Source organism: Adhaeribacter radiodurans, from assembly GCF_014075995.1.
Classification (GTDB): domain Bacteria; phylum Bacteroidota; class Bacteroidia; order Cytophagales; family Hymenobacteraceae; genus Adhaeribacter; species Adhaeribacter radiodurans.
This window is the reverse complement of the sequence record NZ_CP055153.1, coordinates 1,720,844-1,741,606: the sequence shown is the minus strand read 5'-3', so window position 1 is coordinate 1,741,606 and position 20,763 is coordinate 1,720,844. Positions and strand designations below refer to the sequence as shown.

19 protein-coding genes and 1 pseudogene are annotated in these 20,763 nt (G+C 40.1%); all 20 read right to left on the bottom strand.

Features of this window, described 5'->3' with window-relative positions:
* Window positions 1-72: 72 nt before the first annotated feature.
* Window positions 73-666, bottom strand: coding sequence for a transporter associated domain-containing protein (locus HUW48_RS07320; RefSeq protein ID WP_182415052.1), 594 nt, complete (start codon window positions 664-666; stop codon window positions 73-75).
* Window positions 667-721: 55 nt separating this feature from the next.
* A pseudogene (locus tag HUW48_RS07315) lies at window positions 722-1,362 on the bottom strand (CNNM domain-containing protein).
* A 266-nt stretch (window positions 1,363-1,628) separates the two neighbouring features.
* A complete protein-coding gene (locus tag HUW48_RS07305; RefSeq protein ID WP_182415049.1) occupies window positions 1,629-2,045 on the bottom strand; it encodes a hypothetical protein in 417 nt (138 codons plus the stop codon).
* Between the two features lie 106 nt (window positions 2,046-2,151).
* Window positions 2,152-4,008 (bottom strand): OmpA family protein, encoded by a 1,857-nt coding sequence (locus tag HUW48_RS07300; RefSeq protein WP_182415048.1) that lies wholly within the window; start codon window positions 4,006-4,008, stop codon window positions 2,152-2,154.
* Between the two features lie 2 nt (window positions 4,009-4,010).
* Complete coding sequence (locus HUW48_RS07295; RefSeq protein WP_182415047.1) at window positions 4,011-5,195, bottom strand: hypothetical protein; 1,185 nt, start codon at window positions 5,193-5,195, stop codon at window positions 4,011-4,013.
* 95 nt (window positions 5,196-5,290) lie between these two features.
* Window positions 5,291-5,968, bottom strand: coding sequence for a porin family protein (locus HUW48_RS07290; RefSeq protein WP_182415046.1), 678 nt, complete (start codon window positions 5,966-5,968; stop codon window positions 5,291-5,293).
* Between the two features lie 929 nt (window positions 5,969-6,897).
* A complete protein-coding gene (locus tag HUW48_RS07285) occupies window positions 6,898-7,824 on the bottom strand; it encodes a sterol desaturase family protein (RefSeq protein WP_182415045.1) in 927 nt (308 codons plus the stop codon).
* Between the two features lie 384 nt (window positions 7,825-8,208).
* Window positions 8,209-9,117, bottom strand: a complete 909-nt coding sequence (locus HUW48_RS07280) for a YihY/virulence factor BrkB family protein (RefSeq protein WP_182415044.1) — start codon at window positions 9,115-9,117, stop codon at window positions 8,209-8,211.
* 197 nt (window positions 9,118-9,314) lie between these two features.
* Window positions 9,315-9,581 (bottom strand): cation:proton antiporter domain-containing protein, encoded by a 267-nt coding sequence (locus HUW48_RS27465; protein WP_317173803.1) that lies wholly within the window; start codon window positions 9,579-9,581, stop codon window positions 9,315-9,317.
* Window positions 9,511-9,723 carry a hypothetical protein gene (locus HUW48_RS27460; protein WP_317173776.1) on the bottom strand — a complete coding sequence of 71 codons (213 nt, stop codon included), beginning with the start codon at window positions 9,721-9,723 and terminating at the stop codon, window positions 9,511-9,513. Before HUW48_RS27460 ends, HUW48_RS27465 begins: the two co-directional genes overlap by 71 nt.
* 60 nt (window positions 9,724-9,783) lie before the next feature.
* Entirely contained in the window at window positions 9,784-10,551 is a 768-nt protein-coding gene (locus tag HUW48_RS27455; RefSeq protein ID WP_317173775.1) for a cation:proton antiporter domain-containing protein, read from the bottom strand.
* 140 nt (window positions 10,552-10,691) lie between these two features.
* Window positions 10,692-10,988 (bottom strand): hypothetical protein, encoded by a 297-nt coding sequence (locus HUW48_RS07270; RefSeq protein ID WP_182415043.1) that lies wholly within the window; start codon window positions 10,986-10,988, stop codon window positions 10,692-10,694.
* 15 nt (window positions 10,989-11,003) lie between these two features.
* Window positions 11,004-11,258 carry a hypothetical protein gene (locus tag HUW48_RS07265; RefSeq protein WP_182415042.1) on the bottom strand — a complete coding sequence of 85 codons (255 nt, stop codon included), beginning with the start codon at window positions 11,256-11,258 and terminating at the stop codon, window positions 11,004-11,006.
* A gap of 92 nt (window positions 11,259-11,350) precedes the next feature.
* A protein-coding gene (locus HUW48_RS07260; RefSeq protein ID WP_394368414.1) for an IS3 family transposase occupies window positions 11,351-12,450 on the bottom strand; the annotation gives its coding sequence in 2 pieces (ribosomal slippage) (window positions 11,351-12,189 and window positions 12,189-12,450; 1,101 coding nt in all).
* Between the two features lie 43 nt (window positions 12,451-12,493).
* Window positions 12,494-13,456 carry a beta-galactosidase gene (locus HUW48_RS07255; protein ID WP_182415041.1) on the bottom strand — a complete coding sequence of 321 codons (963 nt, stop codon included), beginning with the start codon at window positions 13,454-13,456 and terminating at the stop codon, window positions 12,494-12,496.
* 360 nt (window positions 13,457-13,816) lie between these two features.
* A complete protein-coding gene (locus HUW48_RS07250; RefSeq protein WP_182415040.1) occupies window positions 13,817-15,247 on the bottom strand; it encodes a hypothetical protein in 1,431 nt (476 codons plus the stop codon).
* Window positions 15,248-15,582: 335 nt separating this feature from the next.
* A complete protein-coding gene (locus HUW48_RS07245; protein WP_182415039.1) occupies window positions 15,583-16,461 on the bottom strand; it encodes an alpha/beta hydrolase in 879 nt (292 codons plus the stop codon).
* A gap of 294 nt (window positions 16,462-16,755) precedes the next feature.
* The gene (locus HUW48_RS07240; protein WP_182415038.1) at window positions 16,756-17,205 is read right to left on the bottom strand and encodes an RES family NAD+ phosphorylase; all 450 of its coding nucleotides are present in this window, start codon (window positions 17,203-17,205) and stop codon (window positions 16,756-16,758) included.
* 3 nt (window positions 17,206-17,208) lie between these two features.
* A complete protein-coding gene (parS, locus tag HUW48_RS07235; RefSeq protein ID WP_246343769.1) occupies window positions 17,209-17,646 on the bottom strand; it encodes a type II RES/Xre toxin-antitoxin system antitoxin in 438 nt (145 codons plus the stop codon).
* A 359-nt stretch (window positions 17,647-18,005) separates the two neighbouring features.
* The gene (locus HUW48_RS07230; RefSeq protein ID WP_182415037.1) at window positions 18,006-20,762 is read right to left on the bottom strand and encodes a TonB-dependent receptor; all 2,757 of its coding nucleotides are present in this window, start codon (window positions 20,760-20,762) and stop codon (window positions 18,006-18,008) included.
* Window position 20,763 lies beyond the last annotated feature (1 nt).

Here is a 20,763-nt window from a genome sequence, read left to right as displayed (position 1 = left end):
TGGTTTACTTATAATTAATCTCAAAGTGCAAGTACCATTGTTTTGTTGGTGCTAAAAGGTAAATTCAGAACTTTAGGATGGCAATTTTTTTACTAAGACTTTATCAATCCTAGTACCATCTTTATCCATAATTTCCATTTCAAAACCATTGTAGGTGAACTTTTCTCCCGTATTCGGTAAGCGACTTAAATAATGAATGACAAATCCTGCTAATGTTAAGTATTCGGTATCGGATCGGGGAATAAGTTCATTACCCAATCCTTTGTTTAACTCCCAAATCGGGGTAGTTCCGTTTACTAAATAAGAAGTAGCATCGCGTTTAATAACATCCGGTTCATTGTTTTCATCTAAGTCTGGAATATCTCCTACAATGGCTTCCAGTATGTCATTTAAGGTAATAATGCCTTCGGCAGCCCCAAATTCATCTACTACAATCCCTAGGTACTGCTTTTGTTTTTTAAATAAAGCTAAAACATCCCAGGCATACATGGTTTCCGCAATGAATATGGATTTTTTTACTACTTCTAACAAGGATTTATGGTGGATGAGCAGATTCTCATAAAAGTCTTTAGTGGAAAGCGTGCCTATGATGTTATTGAATTCACCTTCACAAACTGGAAATTTGGAATGAACGCTATTTTTGATTTTTTCCTGAATATGTTCCAAAGGGTCATTTAAGAGTCATTTATATTAATCCATTCCGTTTCTAACCGATGGGTCATTAAACTTCTAGCTCTTTAACCAGAATAATGAAAAATATTTTGGTGCATTTCGGTCTCATTCCGGCATAATACTCCCTGCTTGCCGGCGGTTCTAATGATTTGGTGAACCTCATCCGGGGAAATTTTTCTTCGGGACTTTCTTTAATACTTAATAGCCGAATGATAGCATTCGTTGAGATGGAAAGGATCTTGACTAAAGGTAAAGTGAGAGTGGTAAATATTTGGATAATAGGCGCCACAAAAAGAGCAATATTTTCAGCATTCCCTAATGCCAGGGATTTAGGGATGAGTTCGCCAATGACAATGGAGAAATACGTAATGCTGCCTATCACTAAAATAATGGCCAAGGTATCCGCATAAGGAGCCAAAAAAGATACCTTGCTTAATACCTCTCGCATATCATCGGATAAGGCAGTTCCCCCATAAGCCCCTGAAATAATTCCAATTAAGGTAATACCCACCTGAACAGCAGAAAGAAAGTCTTCTGGTTCCTGGATAAGTTGTAGCAGTTTTTGGGCTTTTTTCCTACCTTCTTGAGCTTTTTGTTCAATCCGGTTTTTCGGACGGAGATGATAGATAATTCCGTAAGCGCGAAAAATCCGTTTAATAAAGTTAAAATTAAAATAATAATTATTTCCATGCTTTTGACCTCGTTTTGTCTCTTTAATTATTAGCCTTGCTGACTTTAATTAAGTTGACAAAATTTAAGTAGATAAATAGATGATCAGAAAAGTGCACAATGAGATTATTCCATTACTAATTGCAAAGAGAGCTTTGATGATATCACAGGTGAGTACTATTACTCTTGATTTTATAAGCGTAAAAGAAAATTGATTCAGTTGATCGGGTATGAAAAATTATTTAAAACAGCTAAGTCTGACATCTTATATTTGATACTAATGTCTTTTACTTTCGGGTAGCTTTTACTTGAAACAGCATGCTGCGGTTTTGATAAAGAACGGTATTCTGATCCTTTAATTTACTGCCCTGAATGGTCCCTTTCAGGATAAAGGGTATATCGCCATCCGGGATTTTTAACATACCTTCATAAATAAAGTTGGAGCCATTAATTTTGGCTTTCGTAATTTCAGTATCGCTGCCTAAACTGATTTCGTTCGAGGTGATGTGGCCCTTGTAGCCGGCGCTGCCTCCTCTCAGGATGGTTAATACTCCCGTAAGGGTTTCCCTCTGCTCATTCGTCATCACGTAATCCCAGGAACCACTCAAATCCGCGTGTTCAGTAGGTTTATTAGTGGTAGTGATCGAGTAGATAGAACTGCTACTGTCGTTTGCTGGCCAAATAGAAATGTAAAATGGGCTCATTAAAAAATAAAAGAGTACCACTAATGAACATTTAGAAACAATATAAGCCCGCATAGCCACAATAACCGCAAAACACTTCTTTCTTTAATCATGGTAGTAATTGCCCTCAGTTTAACATCCTAACAACTACTTTTCTTCCTAATGGCTGTAGTGATTCATTTGTTTCGCCAAAATACTGGATAAAAATCCGTTCTTTTTCAATACCCTGCAATTGAAAAAAATTAGCTACAGCTTCTACTCTTTTACGACTTAACAATAAGTTGTAGCTTGCAGATCCGGTTCGATCGGCATAGCCCGTGAGCTGTAGTTTTTGTTCTGGATTATTTTTCAGAAAAGCCGTGCAAGCCAGTAAGCTGTTGTAACTTTGTGATGGTATAGTGCTACTGTTTAAAGTAAAAAACACGTTTGTATTATAATTATTTTCTTCCCCCGGTTTTGGTTCTAGAGGTACGTTCGTAGTTGGTGGTGCAGAGCTTAATTGCTTTTGGAGTGACACGAATCGTTGCTGTAGACTGTCGTTTAAGTTAGCCTGGTCTTGCATGTACCGCATTACTTTTTTATCCAGAGAATCATAAAAAGTGTTTTGACGTTTTAGTTGCGCAGCTAAAGCAGTATCCTGGTTCATAACCGTATTTAAAGAATCAAAGGCAAAGCGTAACTCGCGGTTGTTTCGATTTGCTTCTTCTAAATTTTTTCGGTCCTTAACGAGTAAAACAACCGCATTGGTACCCACCGGATTAGTGGGGCGTCGGCTATTTTCATATACCGAATTTGTGGGTGGATATACCTGCCTGGTAGTAACATTAGGTTCTTCTTGCTGGTAGGGCAATGTGGTTCTTGCGGGTTTTTGTACAGGCGTGGGTTGATTTCGCCGAAGTACTGTTGCTCGCTTAGTTCTTAAATCATAATCTTCCAAAGCTTTTTCTCTGTTTCTAATGGCCCTTTCGTGAGCTGAATTTCTCTCCGATTTATCCTTTTCGGATATTTTATCAGCCAGTTTATTTTGAGAGTTAACATTAGCTTTTGATGTAACATAAAGAGTATCGGGATTCTGTTGAATAATCCGCTGCCGGTTTATAGAATCATTAGCAGTTAGTCGATTAGTATTGTCAGTTACTACTACAGTGTCCCGGATAATGACCATTCTCGGAGTTACGGTTTGTTTTTCCGGAGTTTCTAGGGAAGTAGAACGTTTAGCAAGTTTCTGTGAGATGGGGGCAACTTGCTCCGGGATAGTATCGGTAAATTGATTGGTGGTTGGTTGAATAGCACTTTTTGCTTGAACAGAATGCCTTAACGAAAGTGTATCTGCCACGTTAGCGTAAAAACGGGGAGCTTTAAAGGTAGATGGCTTAAAACCAAAATTATAGGCAAGCGAAATACCCGTATGTACAAAAGCATTATTATACTTATTTTGTTGAGCAGGTATTTCGTTTACGAACGACTTTACATTGTAAATAGCCTCGGCTTGTAAGTCGAGTTGCCACCTTTCTGCGAGTCGAATTTTAAATCCTAAGCCAAATGGTAGTACTTGCTGGTAGCTATTCTCATTTAAGAAAGGATTAGTTTGCTGATTAATGGTACTAATTCCGTATCCCGCAAAAAAGAACGGAGAAATTAAAGCTTCCGGGTTTAAGAGCCAACCATTATCGGTATAAAAGTAAAGTTTTACCGTACTCATTTGAGTTTTAGTTAAAAAGCTATTTCCCTGTGGTGCTAATCCTTTAATTTTTCCAAAAGAAGCACCCGCCGAAATACCCAATGTTTTACCTAAACTTCTCCCTATTTCCAGCCGATACCAGGAATTATCATCTGGTTCAATATAGGCAACCCCTTTCTTATTTGGGTTATAAAAATTTGCAAGTCCAGTATAGCCTTTCACCTGCCAGTAATACAAATTATGCTGGGCATTGGCTCCAAAGCAGATAAAGCTACTCATTAAAAGGAATAATAGTATCTTCATGATCAACGGTTTAAGTTAAGCCATAAATTGATTTCCATACTTAAACCAACAAAAGGCCGGATGTAAACCTTATCCAGATTCAGGTCGTTGGTAGCTGTACCCGTTACTTTATTTTGCAATACCGTAGCTCCTGCGTTAAACCGGATGAAGGGCAATATGCGGTAACCCAAGGCCAGGTAAACCGGACGATGAACTAAGGGTCCAGTTGCCACATTTCCATTCCCAAACTTCATGTTCTGTAAAAACACTCCTGTGGAAATACTGCTCTTAGCCCAGAATGTCGAAGAAAACGGCTCCTTGCCTAAGGGTATGGAAATACCCGCGTACGGTGCGGCATCGTAAGATAAATTATTGAAAGAGCCTGAATTATATACTCCTCCGTAACCCACGTTAATTGCTAAGGCGTTCTTTGTTTTCTGGGTGTTGTAATCACTTATTTTTTTACTATCGGTAATAGCGTACATCTGCACCCCGCCGTATTGCGAAACTTCCTGGTTTACCAATGTTTTTAGCGCCTCAATCTGATCTTGAGCGTAGCGTAGCCTTACCGATTTAATATTATCGTCTTCCTTAGTAAAAATATTAAACCGGGCTTTGCTTAATTTTAACTCTCCGATTTGTTTTAACTTTTGATACACTAAATCTGAAAATCCTGGGAAAGAATAATTAATCTGGTTCCGATGCAGCGATAGCCCTTGTTTCACAATGGCATTTAAATCACTTCGCATGGTTCTGGGATGCTCCAGCGCCGTAACACTGGCCCGGTCTACTTGGTACGACTGATCAATGTAAGCATTTAAGGCAGCATTAATCTGGCTAAGTACCTGTTGTTGCTGGTCTGTAGTAATTTTAGAATAATAATTCAGCAAAAGGGTATACTTTTCCCCACCTCGCAAAGGTTGATTTACTGGTATGGAGAAAATACCTACCGGGCTGGTGGGTCGTCTTTCCCAGGAGTTTTGGTAAAAAGGTGCTTTATCAGTATTAGTAGAATGAAAAATCTTTACTTCTACTATTTCCACATTGGGGGTAGTTTGGCCCGAAATTATGAATTTGCTTTCGGCCGGTAACGGCTGACCATCGTCAAAATAGGCGCGTTCATAATTAAAAGTCACAGTTTTGTAATGCGCCAAACCAGGTAGACTAACCATTAAAAAGGCAAATAGGAGATAGAATTTAAATTTCATATTCGTGCGAATAAAAAGAATAAAAAAGCCTTAATCCTCGATTAGGACCAAGGCTTATACAAAATTTAGGGCTTATGAAAATAGATGGCGGACGTTTACAACCCAAAACCAATGTAAATCTGTGCCACCGAGTTCTTAGAGTCATTAGTTAAGCTTCCGGCCAAACCACTGTTACCAATTTCGCGCATACCATAGTTATAACGAGCGCCTATAGTTAAGCCTCTTACATCAAAGCCAACACCACCCATTACTCCGTAGTCTAAACGGTTAAAATCATCGGTCTTTAACTCTTTAATGTCATTTGAATTTAAGTCCGAAGTTTTCAAGTCTTTCACGTTAGCGGACATTAAATAAGCTAAATAAGGCCCGGCGTGCACGTTTAAAGGACCAATGTTGATGGCTAAGGCAACCGGTACCTGGATATAGTTTAAATTAAACCGCACTTCTCCGGGTTCAATACCAAAAAGGTTTTCGAAGTCTGAGCCACCGTAAGTAATTTTAGAACCTACGTTGGAATAAAGAACTTCTGGTTGAATGGCTAAAAAGTTGGTAAGGGGCACTTTACCAAAAATACCAAAATGATACCCTACTTTCGCATTTTCGTCCTCGGCATTTGGTTGATCTACATAGAGCTGAGAAAAATTAAGTCCGCCTTTAATGCCAAACTTAGGTCCGGGATTATTATCCTGTGCTTGTACATGACTAGTAATTAGAAATAAGAAAATAGCAAGACCTATGCCTAATAATCTTTGAGAAAAATAATATTTTACCATGATTTTAAATTTTAAGTGTATTTAATTGATTCAGTATATTTATAATATATATAGAGCAAGTATTTAAATATTTATACATTTTAGTGTTAGTATCACTACTCAAAATACAAGAGCAATAATACAGCAGGTAAGCTGCGGCTTTGTTTAGCAGAATCTATTGCTGTGTTGCTAGGAACAAGGATTGTAAGCTCAAATCAAAGCATAATCAGAACCGCGGCCTTGGCCATTATCTTAACTAATGTATTGTTCAAGAAAAGCAGTAAGTACTCTCTTACTAATTAACTAGTATTAATTAGTAACAATTATTAAAAAGAGGATACCTGTGCTTTACACTAAAATTGGTTCCCAAGTGGTCTTAAAGAAGGCCTGTTTGCGCCTGTTTTGTCAGCTTATTTCGATACTAGACAGCTGAATGATGGACTTACTAAATACTTGACTTTCTCGTAATCCTTGATACTAAATAAATATTTACTAATTATTCTACATTTATATACGCACCGTGTAGTATAATTGTTTATTTATAGGACTTTTTTATAAATATAACTTTTATTTTAATTGTATTTTTCCTGTAAAGGATCAAAACTTTGGCTTCCCGAATCTGATCGGTTCTTTGGATTGAATCGGATTGCCAGGCAGGAACTGTTTTAGGTAAATAAATAAGAGTGGCTGGTAAATAACTGGCTTTTAGCCTATAAGCGAGGCCAATATACTAATTAAGAGTGGCTACAATTACGTTTTACTTTTTGCTATCTGACTTTTTTACTAGCTTATGGATAATTTTAACAATAAGCTTTTTCTGGAATTCGTGTAAGACCTTTGAAGCAAGAAAATAGTATTTACTAAAAGGTATTTACTAAAAGCAAGTACCTTACTTTCTTTAGCAGTGGTGTATAGGTTTTATTTGTTGTCCCTTTTCAACAAAATACCTCCTAATGTATTTTCTGGTTAGCTTTCCATTCCTTCTGTAACTGCTTGGCCGTTTTCCGGCTACCATCCGGGCTCCAGCCGGGTGGGCCCCACACGTACATTATTCTTTCGCGCCAGGTTTTTGCTTTTCTTACGTCTTTCCAGATATCGGTAAATTCATGAAAATTCAGGGTAATAGGGTTGTACCCCGTAGGAGGACGTAATACGCCGAATTGCGTCTCCAGTTGTTCATCCTTGTCTAAATACGTACCAAATAGCCTATCCCAAATAAGGAAAATACCCCCGTGGTTACGGTCCAGATACTCGATGTTGCGGGCATGGTGCACCTGGTGTACCCACGGATTGTTAAATATTTTACCGAACAAGCCTAATCTGGGTACCAAGGTGGTATGCAAAAAGAACTGGTATATCGAATTAAAAGACATGCACAGTGCAATCAATACCGGGTGAAAACCTAGCATTGGCATCCAGATCCAATAAACTGGCTTATAAAGGAAAATCGTCCAGCCGTTGCGAAAGGCCGTGCCTAAGTTGAATTTTTCCGAAGAATGATGCACCACGTGCGCCGCCCAGAATATTCGGATGGTATGACAGAAGCGGTGGTGCCAGTAAAAATTAAAATCATCGCCAATTACGCAAAGCACCCAAACCCACCAGGCCCAACCTAAATTGTCGTAGCCCAAGTATTCGATGCGAAGCGGTTCAAAAGTATTGTAGAACAAAAAAAAGATCCCAACTTGATAAGCCTTCGTTACAGTATTAAACACTGCGGCTCCTACGCCAACCCAGGTACTGGCGACTGAATCTTTGAAAGAATAAAGTTCGCGGTCTTCGCGGTAACTGATGTATGCCTCACCCAAAATAAGCAAAGCAAAGAGGGGCATAAAATAGGCAAAAGGATTAGGCATGTTATCGAAAAGAATCTCCATAGAAAACTAAGTGAAGGCCACGTAGTTTCTTTCATCATTTTATCTTTAAACAGCACCTAGAAAATAAAAATATTGAAGTAAAAACAATACTATAACCAAGACATGGAAAGTTTCTGTTTCCGGTTAAAAGATTTATGCCTTTTTGTATTAGGTTTTAATAAAAATGTGTTTAATAATTCTAGCTTTATTTTTCCAAGTTTTTTCTTTGATAGACAAAAAATAAGATTGCCAATGTTTAGAAACAAGTGGGGTTTTATTTTTTACATACGAAGCAAAATTAATTTTGATAAAAAAAATAGAATTTGAAGGTAATTTTCTCCGGACACTAAACGATTATGAATCATTAAGACAGGTCTTAAATTCTAAAAACAAGTAGAATAAATCTTAAATATCGTGATCCAATTTAGTATGTTCTTTTTTTACGGCATACTCGGCAGGTTGTATTCCATTGTCTTTTTCCCGAGAATAGACTAGGGTAAATTCTGCTCCGAGCAACAAAATAATAGAAGTATAATACACCCACACTACCAATAATACCATAGAACTGGCTGCCCCGTAAGTATCACTTAACGGATCGTATTGCAAATAAAGATTAATTCCATATTTCCCAATTACAAAAAGAACGGCCGTAACAATGGCCCCTATCCATACATTTGTCCAGCGTATTTTTACATCGGGTAAAACCTTAAAAATAGTGGCAAAGATAGCCGTACTGATTAAAAAGGAAACTAATAGATTACCTGCCATTACCAAAAAAATGGCAACACCCGAAAAAGCTTGCCGGATATAATCGTTCAAGAGTCCCAAAATAACTTCGATTGATAAGGATACCACCAGTAAGAATCCTAAACTAACTACCATGGCTAAGGAAAGAAGCCGGCTGATGATTAACTTTACCCAACTTTTACCGGGCTTGGCTTTTACCTCCCACATCGCGTTTAAGGCATTTTGCAACGCCACAAATACTGTAGTGGCAGCAAAGGCCATGGTACATACGCCCACTATGGTACCAAAGGTGTTGGAAGGCGATAGACTGGCATTTTCAATAATAGTTTGAATTTGCTCGGCACTATTCTGGCCCACAATGCCACTTATTTGGCTGACTACTTCCCCACGAACGGCTTCCTGACCAAAGGCAGCACCAGCTATCCGAATTATAATAATGAGTACCGCTGGTAAGGAAAAAATAGTATAAAATCCAATGATGGCAGCGGAATCCAGAGGGCTGTCCTGGGTAAATTTTATAAAAGTAAGCTTAATTAATTTCCAGGTTGGTTTAAATTGTATAACCATAATCGCTTACTGTAAACTAGAAAAGAGGGTTTCTTTAATTAAGATTTAAATTCCTGCCATCGAAACAAAAGTAAATCTGGTTAAGAAGAATATATATAATTACGGGCATTAATTGCTAGAAGTTAAAAGTTCTCTTTAATTAGGAATTTTCTTAATTCTGTTTGGTAATGTTCCGCATACCTAAACTATCAAATAATTCAGGCTAATTTTTGCACTAGTTTACTTAAGGTTAAACCCTGTATAATAATGGAAAACAGAACAACCATGTAGTTGATAGAAACAATCAGATTACGCTCCATCTCTGTTTCCAGCGAGAGAGCAAGCGCAATAGAAATACCTCCCCGCAAACCTCCCCAAGTCATTACTACTAAGGTATTCGCCGAGTATCTATCTTTAAACCGAAAAGCAAAAGAAGGTAAAGCCAGAGATACATACCGAACCAGAATTATAAGAGCGATTGAAATTAAGCCAACGTATATATAAGCGCGATGAATGGGAATCAGAACTAATTCTAACCCAATTAACTAACACAAACAAAATAGCATTCATAGTTTCGTCGATCATTTCCCAGAATTTATGAATGTAATCGTTGGTGGTTTTGGACATCGCTTCTAGGCTGCCTTTGTTCCCTATAAATAAACCAGCTACTACCATCGCTAAAGGGCCCTAAAAATGAAAAAGTGGAGCTAAAGCCGTGCCGCCCATCACCAGCGCTAAGGTTAATAGTACTTCTGTTTGATAGTGGTCAATGGATTTCAGCATCCGGAAAACCACGTAGCCGAGCAGTAAACCTAACAAAATGCCCCCACCCACCTCAGTTAACAATAATTCTAAAATTTCGATGGGTTCTATGTCACTGGCTCCTTGCCGGGCAAAATTAAAAAACGTTAAAAAGATAACTACTCCCACGCCATCGTTAAATAAAGATTCGCCGGTAATACTGGTTTCAACAGATTCGGCAATACCCGCTTTTTTCAGGATAGATAAAACAGCAATCGGATCAGTGGGTGAAATAAGAGCCCCGAATAGTAAACAGTAAATGTACGCAACAGGCTGATACAAATAAGGAAGCAACAAGTAAAGTAAAGAGCCTACCAAAAAAGTAGACAACAAAGTACCAACAGTAGCAAACACGATGATGGGGCGCCGGGCCTGGCGTAATTTCTCAATGTCGGTGTGAAGGGCGCCGTCAAAAAGTAAAAAACCCAACATAAAGTCTAACAAAAAATTAGAGAAATTAAGCTGGGTCAAACTTTTGCGAATAAAACTAACTCCTTCCGGAGCAATACTGCCGGCTAGTAATATCACCAGAGATAAGAGCAAGGCTAATATCATCAGGCCAATAGTACCTGGCAGTTTTAAAACTTTTATATTTAAAAAAGCCAGAACGGCAGATAAGGAAATAATAAGGGAAAACAACTCTAATAGATCCACAAAAATTTGCGTTTATACCTGACAATTACGGTGACGGTGATAATTTTAAAAATATTTACACGTTTACTTTCTCTAGAATAATTCCGCTCCAAAAAAGATGAAGCAAATTTTACAATTCTGAGGAAGCCTGTTCGGGAGATTTAATTAAAATTAGTTGGTTGTAAATTGTAAGTTAAGATGGCCGTACCGATGCGGCTATTAAATCCCATGATGGGGCTGGTCGTAATTAGTTGATTTTTTACCCGGTTAACTTGGGTAGTACTACCGGATAAGTAATTTTTATCTCCTACGGTGGCAAAATCTTTACCTTCCAGTTTTTTATTTGTGGCTGATATAATAATGCCTTTTTCATTCGTGATCACGATACTTTGGAAGTTCTTTTCTTTCACGAGCTCGTTGGCATATTGGTTTACCTGAGAAATATTCTTGTTCAACATTTCCGTCCGCACGGCCTACACGAAAGGCTTGGCCAAGAGAGTGAGATGTTCCTGGTGCGTGTTAATAATCATCTTGCTAGCCTGATCTTGTAACTGTTGTTTCTCAGTGGCGGCCTGTTTTTTAAAATTATTTAGTTGAACTGTTTTCCAAATCCAAATACCGGCCAGAAGAATTAAAAATACCACAGCCAGTATTAGTAAATTTCTTCGCTGAGTATGCGGCAATAAGGGGTTTTTAGTAGTATCTGTTTTTGCATTGCTTGTTTCCATAAGTATAATATTTTAGTTGTTTCTTTATATAGTACGATCATTAATAGTGTAAGCTTCCCGTTTTTAGAACTGGTTACAATTATAAATTCTAATTAAGGTGATACTACTTTACTAAGCTGCTTTTTTCTAGCATATTCAACGGGAGCCATTCCATTCAAAGCATCATGTGGTCTTTTATGGTTGTAATCCTCGAGCCAAGTCGCCGTAATTTCTCTTACTTCCTCCAGGTTTTCAAATAAGTAAGCATTAAGTACATTTCGGCGGAAGGTACCGTTAAACCGTTCTACAAAGGCGTTTTGCGTTGGCTTGCCGGGTTGAATATATTTAAATTCTATCCCTTGGACCTGACTCCATTCCTTCATTAAGCTAGCCACAAACTCTGGTCCGTTATCCATTCGGATCTGTTTTGGTTTTTCTCTTCGCTTTAATAGGTGATTCAGTACCCAAACTACCCGGTTGCTTTTCAAAGAAAAGTCCACTTCAATATGCAAGATTTCCCGGTTATAATCATCTAGCACATGGAAAGAGCGGAACTTTCGCCCGTTCAGCAAAGCATCACTCATAAAATCAATCGACCAAGTATAGTTCAATGTCTGCGGTACTTGCAGGGGCTGTTGGATGCGGGCGGGTAGACGCTTTTTCGCTTTACGACGCAGGTTTAAACCCAAAGCGGTGTAGATGCGATAAACCCGTTTATGATTCCAAAGATGGCCTTCTTTACGTAACCGTACATAGACCTTCCAAAAACCTTCTCGGGGATGCTGCTCGGCTTTCTGCCGTAAAGCTTCTTCCACCGGTTGGTCCTCTTTAACAGCTTGATAATAGTAAACCGACTTGCTTAAGCTCAATACCCGGCACGCCCTGCTGATGCCGGCTTGTGGTTGCTGGTAAACCTCTTCCACCAGCTGTCGCTTTTGGCAGGGCTTCAAAGCTTTTTTTCGATGATCTCCTTCGCTAATTTTAAGTCTAAGGCTAGTTCCGCATACATGGCTTTCAACCGCCGGTTCTCTTCTTCTAAATCCTTGAGCCGCTTCAGCTCGGTCGCATCCATACCGTTGTAACGTTGCCGCCATTTGTAAAAAGCCGCTTGACTCACTCCATGCTCTCGGCTAATCTCGGCCGCACTTTTACCATCCTCAAATTCCTTGAGAATTTTAGCAATTTGTTGGGGACTAAAGATCTTTCTTTTCATAAGTACTGTTCTAAGTTAAGTTTTTTCCTCTTCCTGAACAGTTCTATTTTTGGGGAAGCTTACACTTGCCCGGTATTCCCGTAAATCCTACGGCTTTGGGCCAGGCATTGACAAACAGGGGAATCGGATAAGCTTCTTTACCGGCCGCGGCCAGTTGCCCCACAAACTTGGTATACTGGTAGACGGAGAACAATTCTTCGGGTAAATAAGAAAAGACTTGGGGGTTTTTCTCCTCCACCACACTTTTCCCAAATACTTTCTCCCAACTGCCCGAAGCTTGGTAACCGTTCGCCTTCCAGGCAGTCTCCATCTCCGGCTGCAGTTTACCTTTATTGGCCGCCAAATAGCGCATTAAATCAGCCGGAACACCTTGTTGGTAAGCTTTAGTTGCCACTTCACTATAATCCCGCGGGTTATTAAAGATGCCTACTTCATTTTCCACTTGGGCCATAATCACGGTCTGGTGTTGCTCATCCACTTGCCGGATATGCTGCAGGAGAGTTTTGAAAGCCTTGGCATCGGCTTTTAAATTAGCTTCAGAGAAAACGGACAACAGGGGTAAGCGTTCGCCCTTGCTATTCTGGGCCCTGGGGTATTTAGCTGAATTGGTCTTTATCCAGGAAGGAACGTAAGTGGAATAGGTAGTCTTAAAAGCCCCAAACCAAAGAATACCCAAATGCAGGTTCTGTTTCCGGGCCCCGTAGATCAAGCTGTCCACTAAGGCAAAATCAAACTTGCCTTCCTCCGGCTCGATGAGTTCCCAATATACCGGGACCAATACTGTATTGAGGTATTTCTGCTTCATTTGGGCCCATACGGGTCGCATGTAAGCGGCTCCGGATACCGTGGAGTTATGCAGCTCTCCTCCCAAAACTAAAAAGGGCTTGTCCTTTACTACCAGTTGCATGGTACTTCCTTTTTTCTCCAAGTGAGGAGGTTTATAGGCTTGTGCAAAGACCAAATAACGAGTCAGGAGCAACAGGAGAAAAAGAGAAGAAAACCGCATGGTATGGATGATTAAGGCTTGTGGGAAATAAGAAGGCCGTCACCTTTTTAGCTGCTGAGAAAGATATTATTCTAGTCTCGTCCAATTTATCCAAAGTACAAATAAATTTAATCTTGTTAAAACTATCTGGTCATCAATTCATGTTGGGAAATTTCATCTTAGGAAACGACCTAAAAACGAGATGGAACATTGCTCCCAGTAGAACGACGTTTTAGAGGGAGGTACTTTCTCAAACTGCCATCTCCATAAATAAAAAGGCAAGTTGATTTTTGAGATGGATTCGCAGAGATAAATAATAGCCGGATTAAACCCGAGCCATCGGCCTATAAATTTGCCTTCTGCTCCCCTCACCCCCCAAATTTAGGGCTGAGTTGGGCGGTCAAAAAAACTTGCTCTTTTATCAATTAACGCTGAAAAGTTAATATCCAAGTCTTGATTGAGTTTTCTTTTCTTCTCATAGGATATATTAAGTTGTTGCACAAAAAAGTCTAATTCTTTCGATGCTTCTAGTAGACTTTTTGCCAGGTAGAGCCATTCACCTTCGGTTAATTTACCGCTTTTAATTAGCTGGGTAATTCCTAATATATTAGCAATAGGTCTGCGCATAATATGCGAAGTGTCAAATAACATTTGCTCAATGGAAGTTATGTAATCCACCAAGGAGGTTATATCTTGAGTAGCTCCATACCACATTGTTTTCCCATTAGTAGTATTTTCAGGAATAGCTCTAAGCCATCTCCATCTGATGGTATCATTTAAAACCACTCTGTAATAAACACTAAGAAAATCTTTTGTCTCATTCGCTTTCAAGAAAGCTTCCTTATATTTGATCTTATCTGGTTCGTATATTACTTCTAGTATTTTACTGGGATCATCTTCGAAATCCTTAAATTCAGCCGTGTAATTATAGGGGTCGTTTCCTTTGTTTAGGAAAAGAACTTTAATACCGCCATTGGATAGGATTTCAAACTGGTACGTGTTGGCTGGTACTTGGCTGGTAATTTTTTTTAATCGCGCAGCATCCGACTCGATTTGATCAAAAGCTTGCCACCGTTCGATAAAGATTCCTAACAACTGGGCGAGTACGAAAATTAATCTTTCTTCTTCATACAAGAATATAGAGCCGCCATAGGTAGGAATTTCTTGCAAATAGCAGACTTCTAAAAAGCCAAAATGAGTAGTAGCACTCATTATCTTTGCTTGCAGAAGCCATTCTGTTTTCTGGAAATTAGCAGTAGCAAATTCTTCCCCACTCGTTAGTACAATACGAACGGCGGTTACTTTGGGGTATTGCCAGCCCGCTTGAATAGCCGGTAAACAAAGTTTTAAATCGGTGTGAATATCGGAGTTTTGAAAGAATACTTCAATCACATTTAATATAGCAAGTTGTTCTTTTACTCGCTCTTTTAAATCATAAGATAACTTCTTACTTATTTCAATGGGATCGAAGGTCCAAATATAAAATGCATCATCTCCTGATCCAGTGGCGACGGCTTTAATGTCGGCGTAAATAGTCCTGCCTTCCTTACTTTTTACCCAATGCTTATGTTCGGTCTGGTAAACTTTTAGAAATTCCTCAAAGGAGAAACTAGTTTTGGGATGGAGATAATCTTTCAAGAAGGAATTATCAATAAAATCACAGAAATTTAACCCGGAAAATTCTAGTGCTTTGTTGTCTAATAAGGTAAGCGCTTGCTCGTTTATGAGTTTAATTTCTCCCTTACTGTCGGTCACAATTAAAGGCGTGGGAGCGAAATTAAAAAACTCTTTGTACAATAGCTCTGGTGTCATAGCCCGTCTCCTCTATTTCGCCGTAATTACCTAATGACTAAACGTAATGGTAGTAACGAATATACTTTATATTTTGACTTTTATAGATGAAGCGAAAGGAATATTATCTTTTACCTTACGGCTAAAACATTAGGAATAATCTTTATTAAGGACTTACTACAAAAGGAAATAAAAAATTTGTCATTATAACTAGCATCATGATAAATAGAAAGCTTTTATAACTTTTGTTCCTTTAGCTGCCCAAAAGTTAACTTTCAGAACCGACAACGAAACAACTATGAACCCCGAAATATTTCCTCGCCTCTCACCACATCCATCGAGTTAATTCTTTTCCTCTATTTTTGATTAGTATAGGGTGCGGGATACAAAATTCGCAGAGCATTAAAGACCGCTTGGTGCATAATAGTGGCGTGATCTTCCTGGGGTAAATAGTCGAAAAAGCAAGTAACACTTTTACTTTTAGAGCTCTTTATCTTTTCTGCTAGTAAATTGGCATCTACTTCCATTACTCGTGGAAGGTCCGTTGGGGTAAGCCCCTCTTTGCCAACGCCCAGGTAAACTTCTGTTTTTTGAGAAAAGCTATCCAGCAGAAGGGATGATGCCTGGTTTAATAAGGAGCCATTATCCCACCATAAACTAGGACTGATGATGATGTATTTATTAAAGAGGGTAGGTTTCTTGAATAAGATCTCCGTTGCTAGTAATCCTCCTAAAGATTGTCCGATAATCGTTTTGGCCGAATTTGCTTTATATTTTTTTTCAATAAAGGGTTGTAACTCTTTTTCTAAAAAAGAAATAAATTTATCGGAGTGCCCAGTAGTAGGGTATTTTTTTCTGTCCTTTTCAATGGTTGTTGAGAACGTGAAATCCCGGCGCCGGTCTACCGTCGCAATACCGACCACAATGGATTTGGGCACTCGGTGGATCCATTCAAAAGTAAGAAACTGAAAAAGTCCAACCACATGAATAAAGTCTTCGTCGGCGGAGCCGTCCAGTAAGTAGGTAACCGGATAAGTAAGAGTATCATTCTTGTTATAACCTTCCGGAAGGTAAATATTTAGTATCCTTTTTTCAGCTAACTCTCTTGATTGAATTTCATCTATGACCCCGAGCACAAACGGTTTGCTGTTGTCGGTTGGTGAGGTTTTCCTCTTTTGAGCATAAGCAATGGTGATGAAAAATAGCAGGATAAAACACGTGACTACTGTCCTCATGACGTTCTCTTTTGTATACTGAGTATGCTTAGTGGGTTGTTTTACATTTAGCTAAATGTAATAAGGAGATATACCCCCCCTAAACCTGTTATATAAACGTAATTGGATTGCGGAATATACTATTACTATACTATTTAGAGTAATCGAAATAGACGATTGGAAGAAGTAGCTAAGTTATGCTAAGGGTAAAGTACTAGAATAAATCTTCAAGAAAAGATTGGTTCCTATAATGTCTTTTATGTAAAATAAAGATCTTTTAATCAGTAGCTTTAGCTTTTTAATAATGATTTAGTACTACTTAAGGCGAGGGTCAAACTCATGCGCATTATCTTCTATAATTTTCAATCGGTTTGCCTCTGCATGCAAAGGGTTTATTAAGTAGTTCCATTCAAAAGGGGAATGAACAGATGGAACTCTCATTACCAAAAACTTATTTTCTTTGATCCATTGCTCGGTAAAAGTAACTAATTCTTTGGGATGCGGAAACGAATTCCAGTTACTAGGCAAATCGGAAATAGTGAGTTCTTTATGGCTAATATCATCTGGAATTTCAATTAGAACCAAATGATAGTTCTTGGGGATTGATTTCGTATTAGCAAGTACTTCTAACTTAGCTAAAGAAAAGCTCCCTGCCGTGTACAAAATGCGTGTTCCTTTTTCATGCCATCTTGCTGAGCCAAATAGTCCACCTGTTCCTGTAAGGTCTCGAACATACTCCTTTTTGGCTAAACGATAGACAATCATGAATTAAGAGTACATGCCATGTTCAATACTTACTAGTAAATCTAGCAACTGCTCTCTCCCAATAGATGAATCTAACCAATCAATTGGTCTTTCCTCCCCTAAAGCTGTGTTTTTGGTATACAACCATTCATTGAAGTCATTTTCATCTTCAAAGACCTCAATACCTTTAGCTATTACTTTAGAAACTTCATAAGCCGTCTCTGATTCTGCTTTTTTTAACTTACGATCTTCCTTGATATGCCGCTGCAGGGTGCTTTCAGATATTTCTAAGATACTGCTCATCATTTTATTAGTCAGATGTATCTTGTTCTGAATAGACTTTACAACGGCAATTGATACCGCACCTTCTCTAGAAGCTTTTATAAAGTCTAACCGGGTATGGATATCACGACCAATATTTTGGGCACCACCCATTATATTCATGATTGAATCTAGGGACATAATTTTTTATTCAAGTCAATTGACTGTGTTGTTACATTCAATTGAATGCAATATATTAATAAAACGTTTAATAAGCTAAAAAGTTTATTATAAACTAACTTCTCATTGTTCTGATCAAGAGTAATCTTAAAGCTATATATTAATTAACCTTTATAAATTTTACATTAGTTAAAGGCTGGTTCTTCCAAAGTAAATACTAGAGCTTCCAGCCAGCAAAAGCTAGCAGGAACCATCCAGAGAAGGGCAGAAATAGGTGGACAAAAAACCCTTCTATTTTTCTGATTAAAAAAGGTGGATTTGGGGCTATTTAGAGGCCTATAAAACCTGGGCAAAAAAGAGTAGTAAGGAATGTTCTTTATTTAGCGGAGCAGTTCATCAAATAGCAAGGTGACATAGTACAAGCCACCAATGGAAGGACCGGCTACCATCTGGTAATAGCTGTGGTTTAACAAGTTCGTGGCCCCTACTTTCACGAGCACTTTAGCCGAGGGGATTTTTACGTTTACCTGCGCATCCAGGGAGTGATAGGCCAGCACCGGGCCCGTACCTAAAGAAGATTGCCACAAAAAAGCCGCTTGCCAGTGCCAATTTACCTGGAACCCCACGTTTTTAGCTATAGTGGGATTACTTAAACTCAGATTCGTGATCCAGGTCGGCGTATTAAAGGCTTCTTCCAGGCCATCATTAAACGCCTTCCGGTGCAGTTTGGCGTAACTACCGTTACCCGCTAAAGAATAGTTGCGGTAAAAGTTATACTTTACTCCTAGCGAAGAACCGTAATTGTACACCGTACTAGTAGAATTGGTCCACAACCGGTAGCGCTCCTGCTTGCTGCGATCATACAAGTAAAAGGGCACCGAATCAGGGGGCACGCTTCTTTTGGTCACTTGGTTTACTTCCACTTGGGCCATGAAGTGGCGATACACGTTGAAGTAAAAATCCGCATCTATAGCTAAGCGATTATCTAGCGTCAGGCTTTTATAGCCGACTTCCCAGGAGTTGATGCGTTCGGGTTGAATATAATCGTAAGGGGACTTTTTTAATAGCCCGGCATTTTGCCTGATGGCCACTGGTAAGGCTACTCCCTGCTGATTCACTTGCTGGTTCACGGCCATTGTAAAAGCATCAATGGAAGTGCAGATATAGCTATCTTCGAAAATGCCGTTGGACATAACCGGTAAGCCGCCGACTCGTTTTACACCCCCGCTGTTAACGTTGGAAAAAGCTTCGAACAAAGAAGGAAACCGGTAACCGTTCTGGTAGGAAAGCCGGAAATAATGCCCTGGCAGCCCCTGGTAAACGGCCGCTATCCGGGGATTAAAGATCCCTTTGAAATATTCGTTCTGATCGTAGCGCAAAGCCGCCTGCAGGTGCAACCGATCCTGCAGCAGCTTTTTAGAAAGCTGCACAAATCCGCCCCCCTTGCGGTACAAAAGATTATGTCCCGCTTCTTTCGGATTGATAAAGTAATTGCCATCCGGAAATACCGAATACAAGCGGTAATCAGCCCCCACGAGTACGTCCATAAACTTGATCTGATTTCTTAGATCATACTGCCCTTCGGCGTGCAACAAGGTTGCTTTCGTGCGTAATGCAGCACCCACATCCCAGTTGTTAATACCAATAATCTGGTGCACCGCACTGTCATAGCGGGCCGTGCCGGGTTCTAAACGGCCCGCATCCGCTCCCGCCCGCGCTCGTTGGTGACTTTCGGCCACAGGGAACCCGGCAGATGTGCTTGCTAGGTAAGCAGCGCTGTAATCCTGAAACCACCGGCTGTCACTTTTGAAGCGCCGGTCTAGGTTCTCGGCTAAAGAACGGATGTTATACGAATCACCGGATAGCTCCCGCGTGAGATAAGCCTTTACCTGCAGCCGCTCCCCTTTCAGCTGCACCACGTGTTGACCCACGGTATAATCATCCAGGCGAAAGCGGTTGGTCCGTTGGTACACGTTGTCGGTCTTTCCCCACCGGTAACTATAAGCTACTTCCCAGTTGGGTGAAAAGCGGTAGTGCAGAGCGGCATCGGCTTTGAGGTTTTCCAGGGTATAATCGGTAATATCCTGCTCGTAGTACCCCGTGCGGGCGACCACGTAGTTTTTGCCGTTTAAAGTTAAGGTGCGCCGGTTCGGCCCTTCGTTGCCGTAGGAACTCACCGGATCCTGGGCCGGATTGTCAGTTTCCAGCAAGTTAACCGAGGCATTCCCCTTTGGATTCAAATCCATTGTTTGGAGGGCGATACAGTCGTAACCCCGCAGGTAGGAGACATTTACTTTAAAAGCCCAGCGGTTCTGAAAAGCTTTGGCGTAGCGGAAAGCCGATTCGGATAGCAGGTGCGCTTTGGTTTGACTGTCATTCACGTGATTGAGACCGGTGCGCTGGTAGACACTCACGCCCTGGTAGTCAAACGGACTTTTGGTAAAAAAGTTAACCAAGCCGTTTAACGAATTCATGCCGTACATAGCGGAGGCAGTACCCGGAGTAACTTCTATTTTTTCTAGATCTAACTCCGAAGGTCCGGCGGCATTGGCGATGGAAGCCCCGATCACCGGCGCTTGGTTGTCGACCCCGTCGACGAGCTGGAGAAAGCGCACATTGGTGGGATTGGTAAAGCCCCGCGTATTAGGCACCTTAAATCCCAGACTAGCGGTAGTCATCTGCACCCCTTTTACGCCTTCCAGCGCTTCGAAAAAAGTGGGTGCGGGCGTTTGGCGGAGTGCCCGGGCGTCCACTTGTTCAATGGTAATAGGTGATTCTAAGCTTTTTTCCACTACCCGAGAAGCGGTAATTACTACTTCCTGAGCTTGAATAGACAACGGGGTTAAGCCAAACTCTTGGAAAGTAAGAGTAGTGATTTCTTGCTTTAAATCATTGTAACCCACATAGCGAATCACCAGCTTAAAAGGGGGCTTTTGTTTGACCGGGAAGGAGAACCGGCCATTTGCATCAGCATGCGTGCCCGTTCGCGTACCCGCCAGAACAATTGTAGCGTAGGGTAGTGGTCGTTGTGTGGACTGATCGCGCACCTGGCCGGTCAGCACCGCAGAATCTTGTCCCCATAGACAAAAGCTATGGAGAAAAAAGAGAAATAAAAACCCGAGGGTACGCTTGCGCATG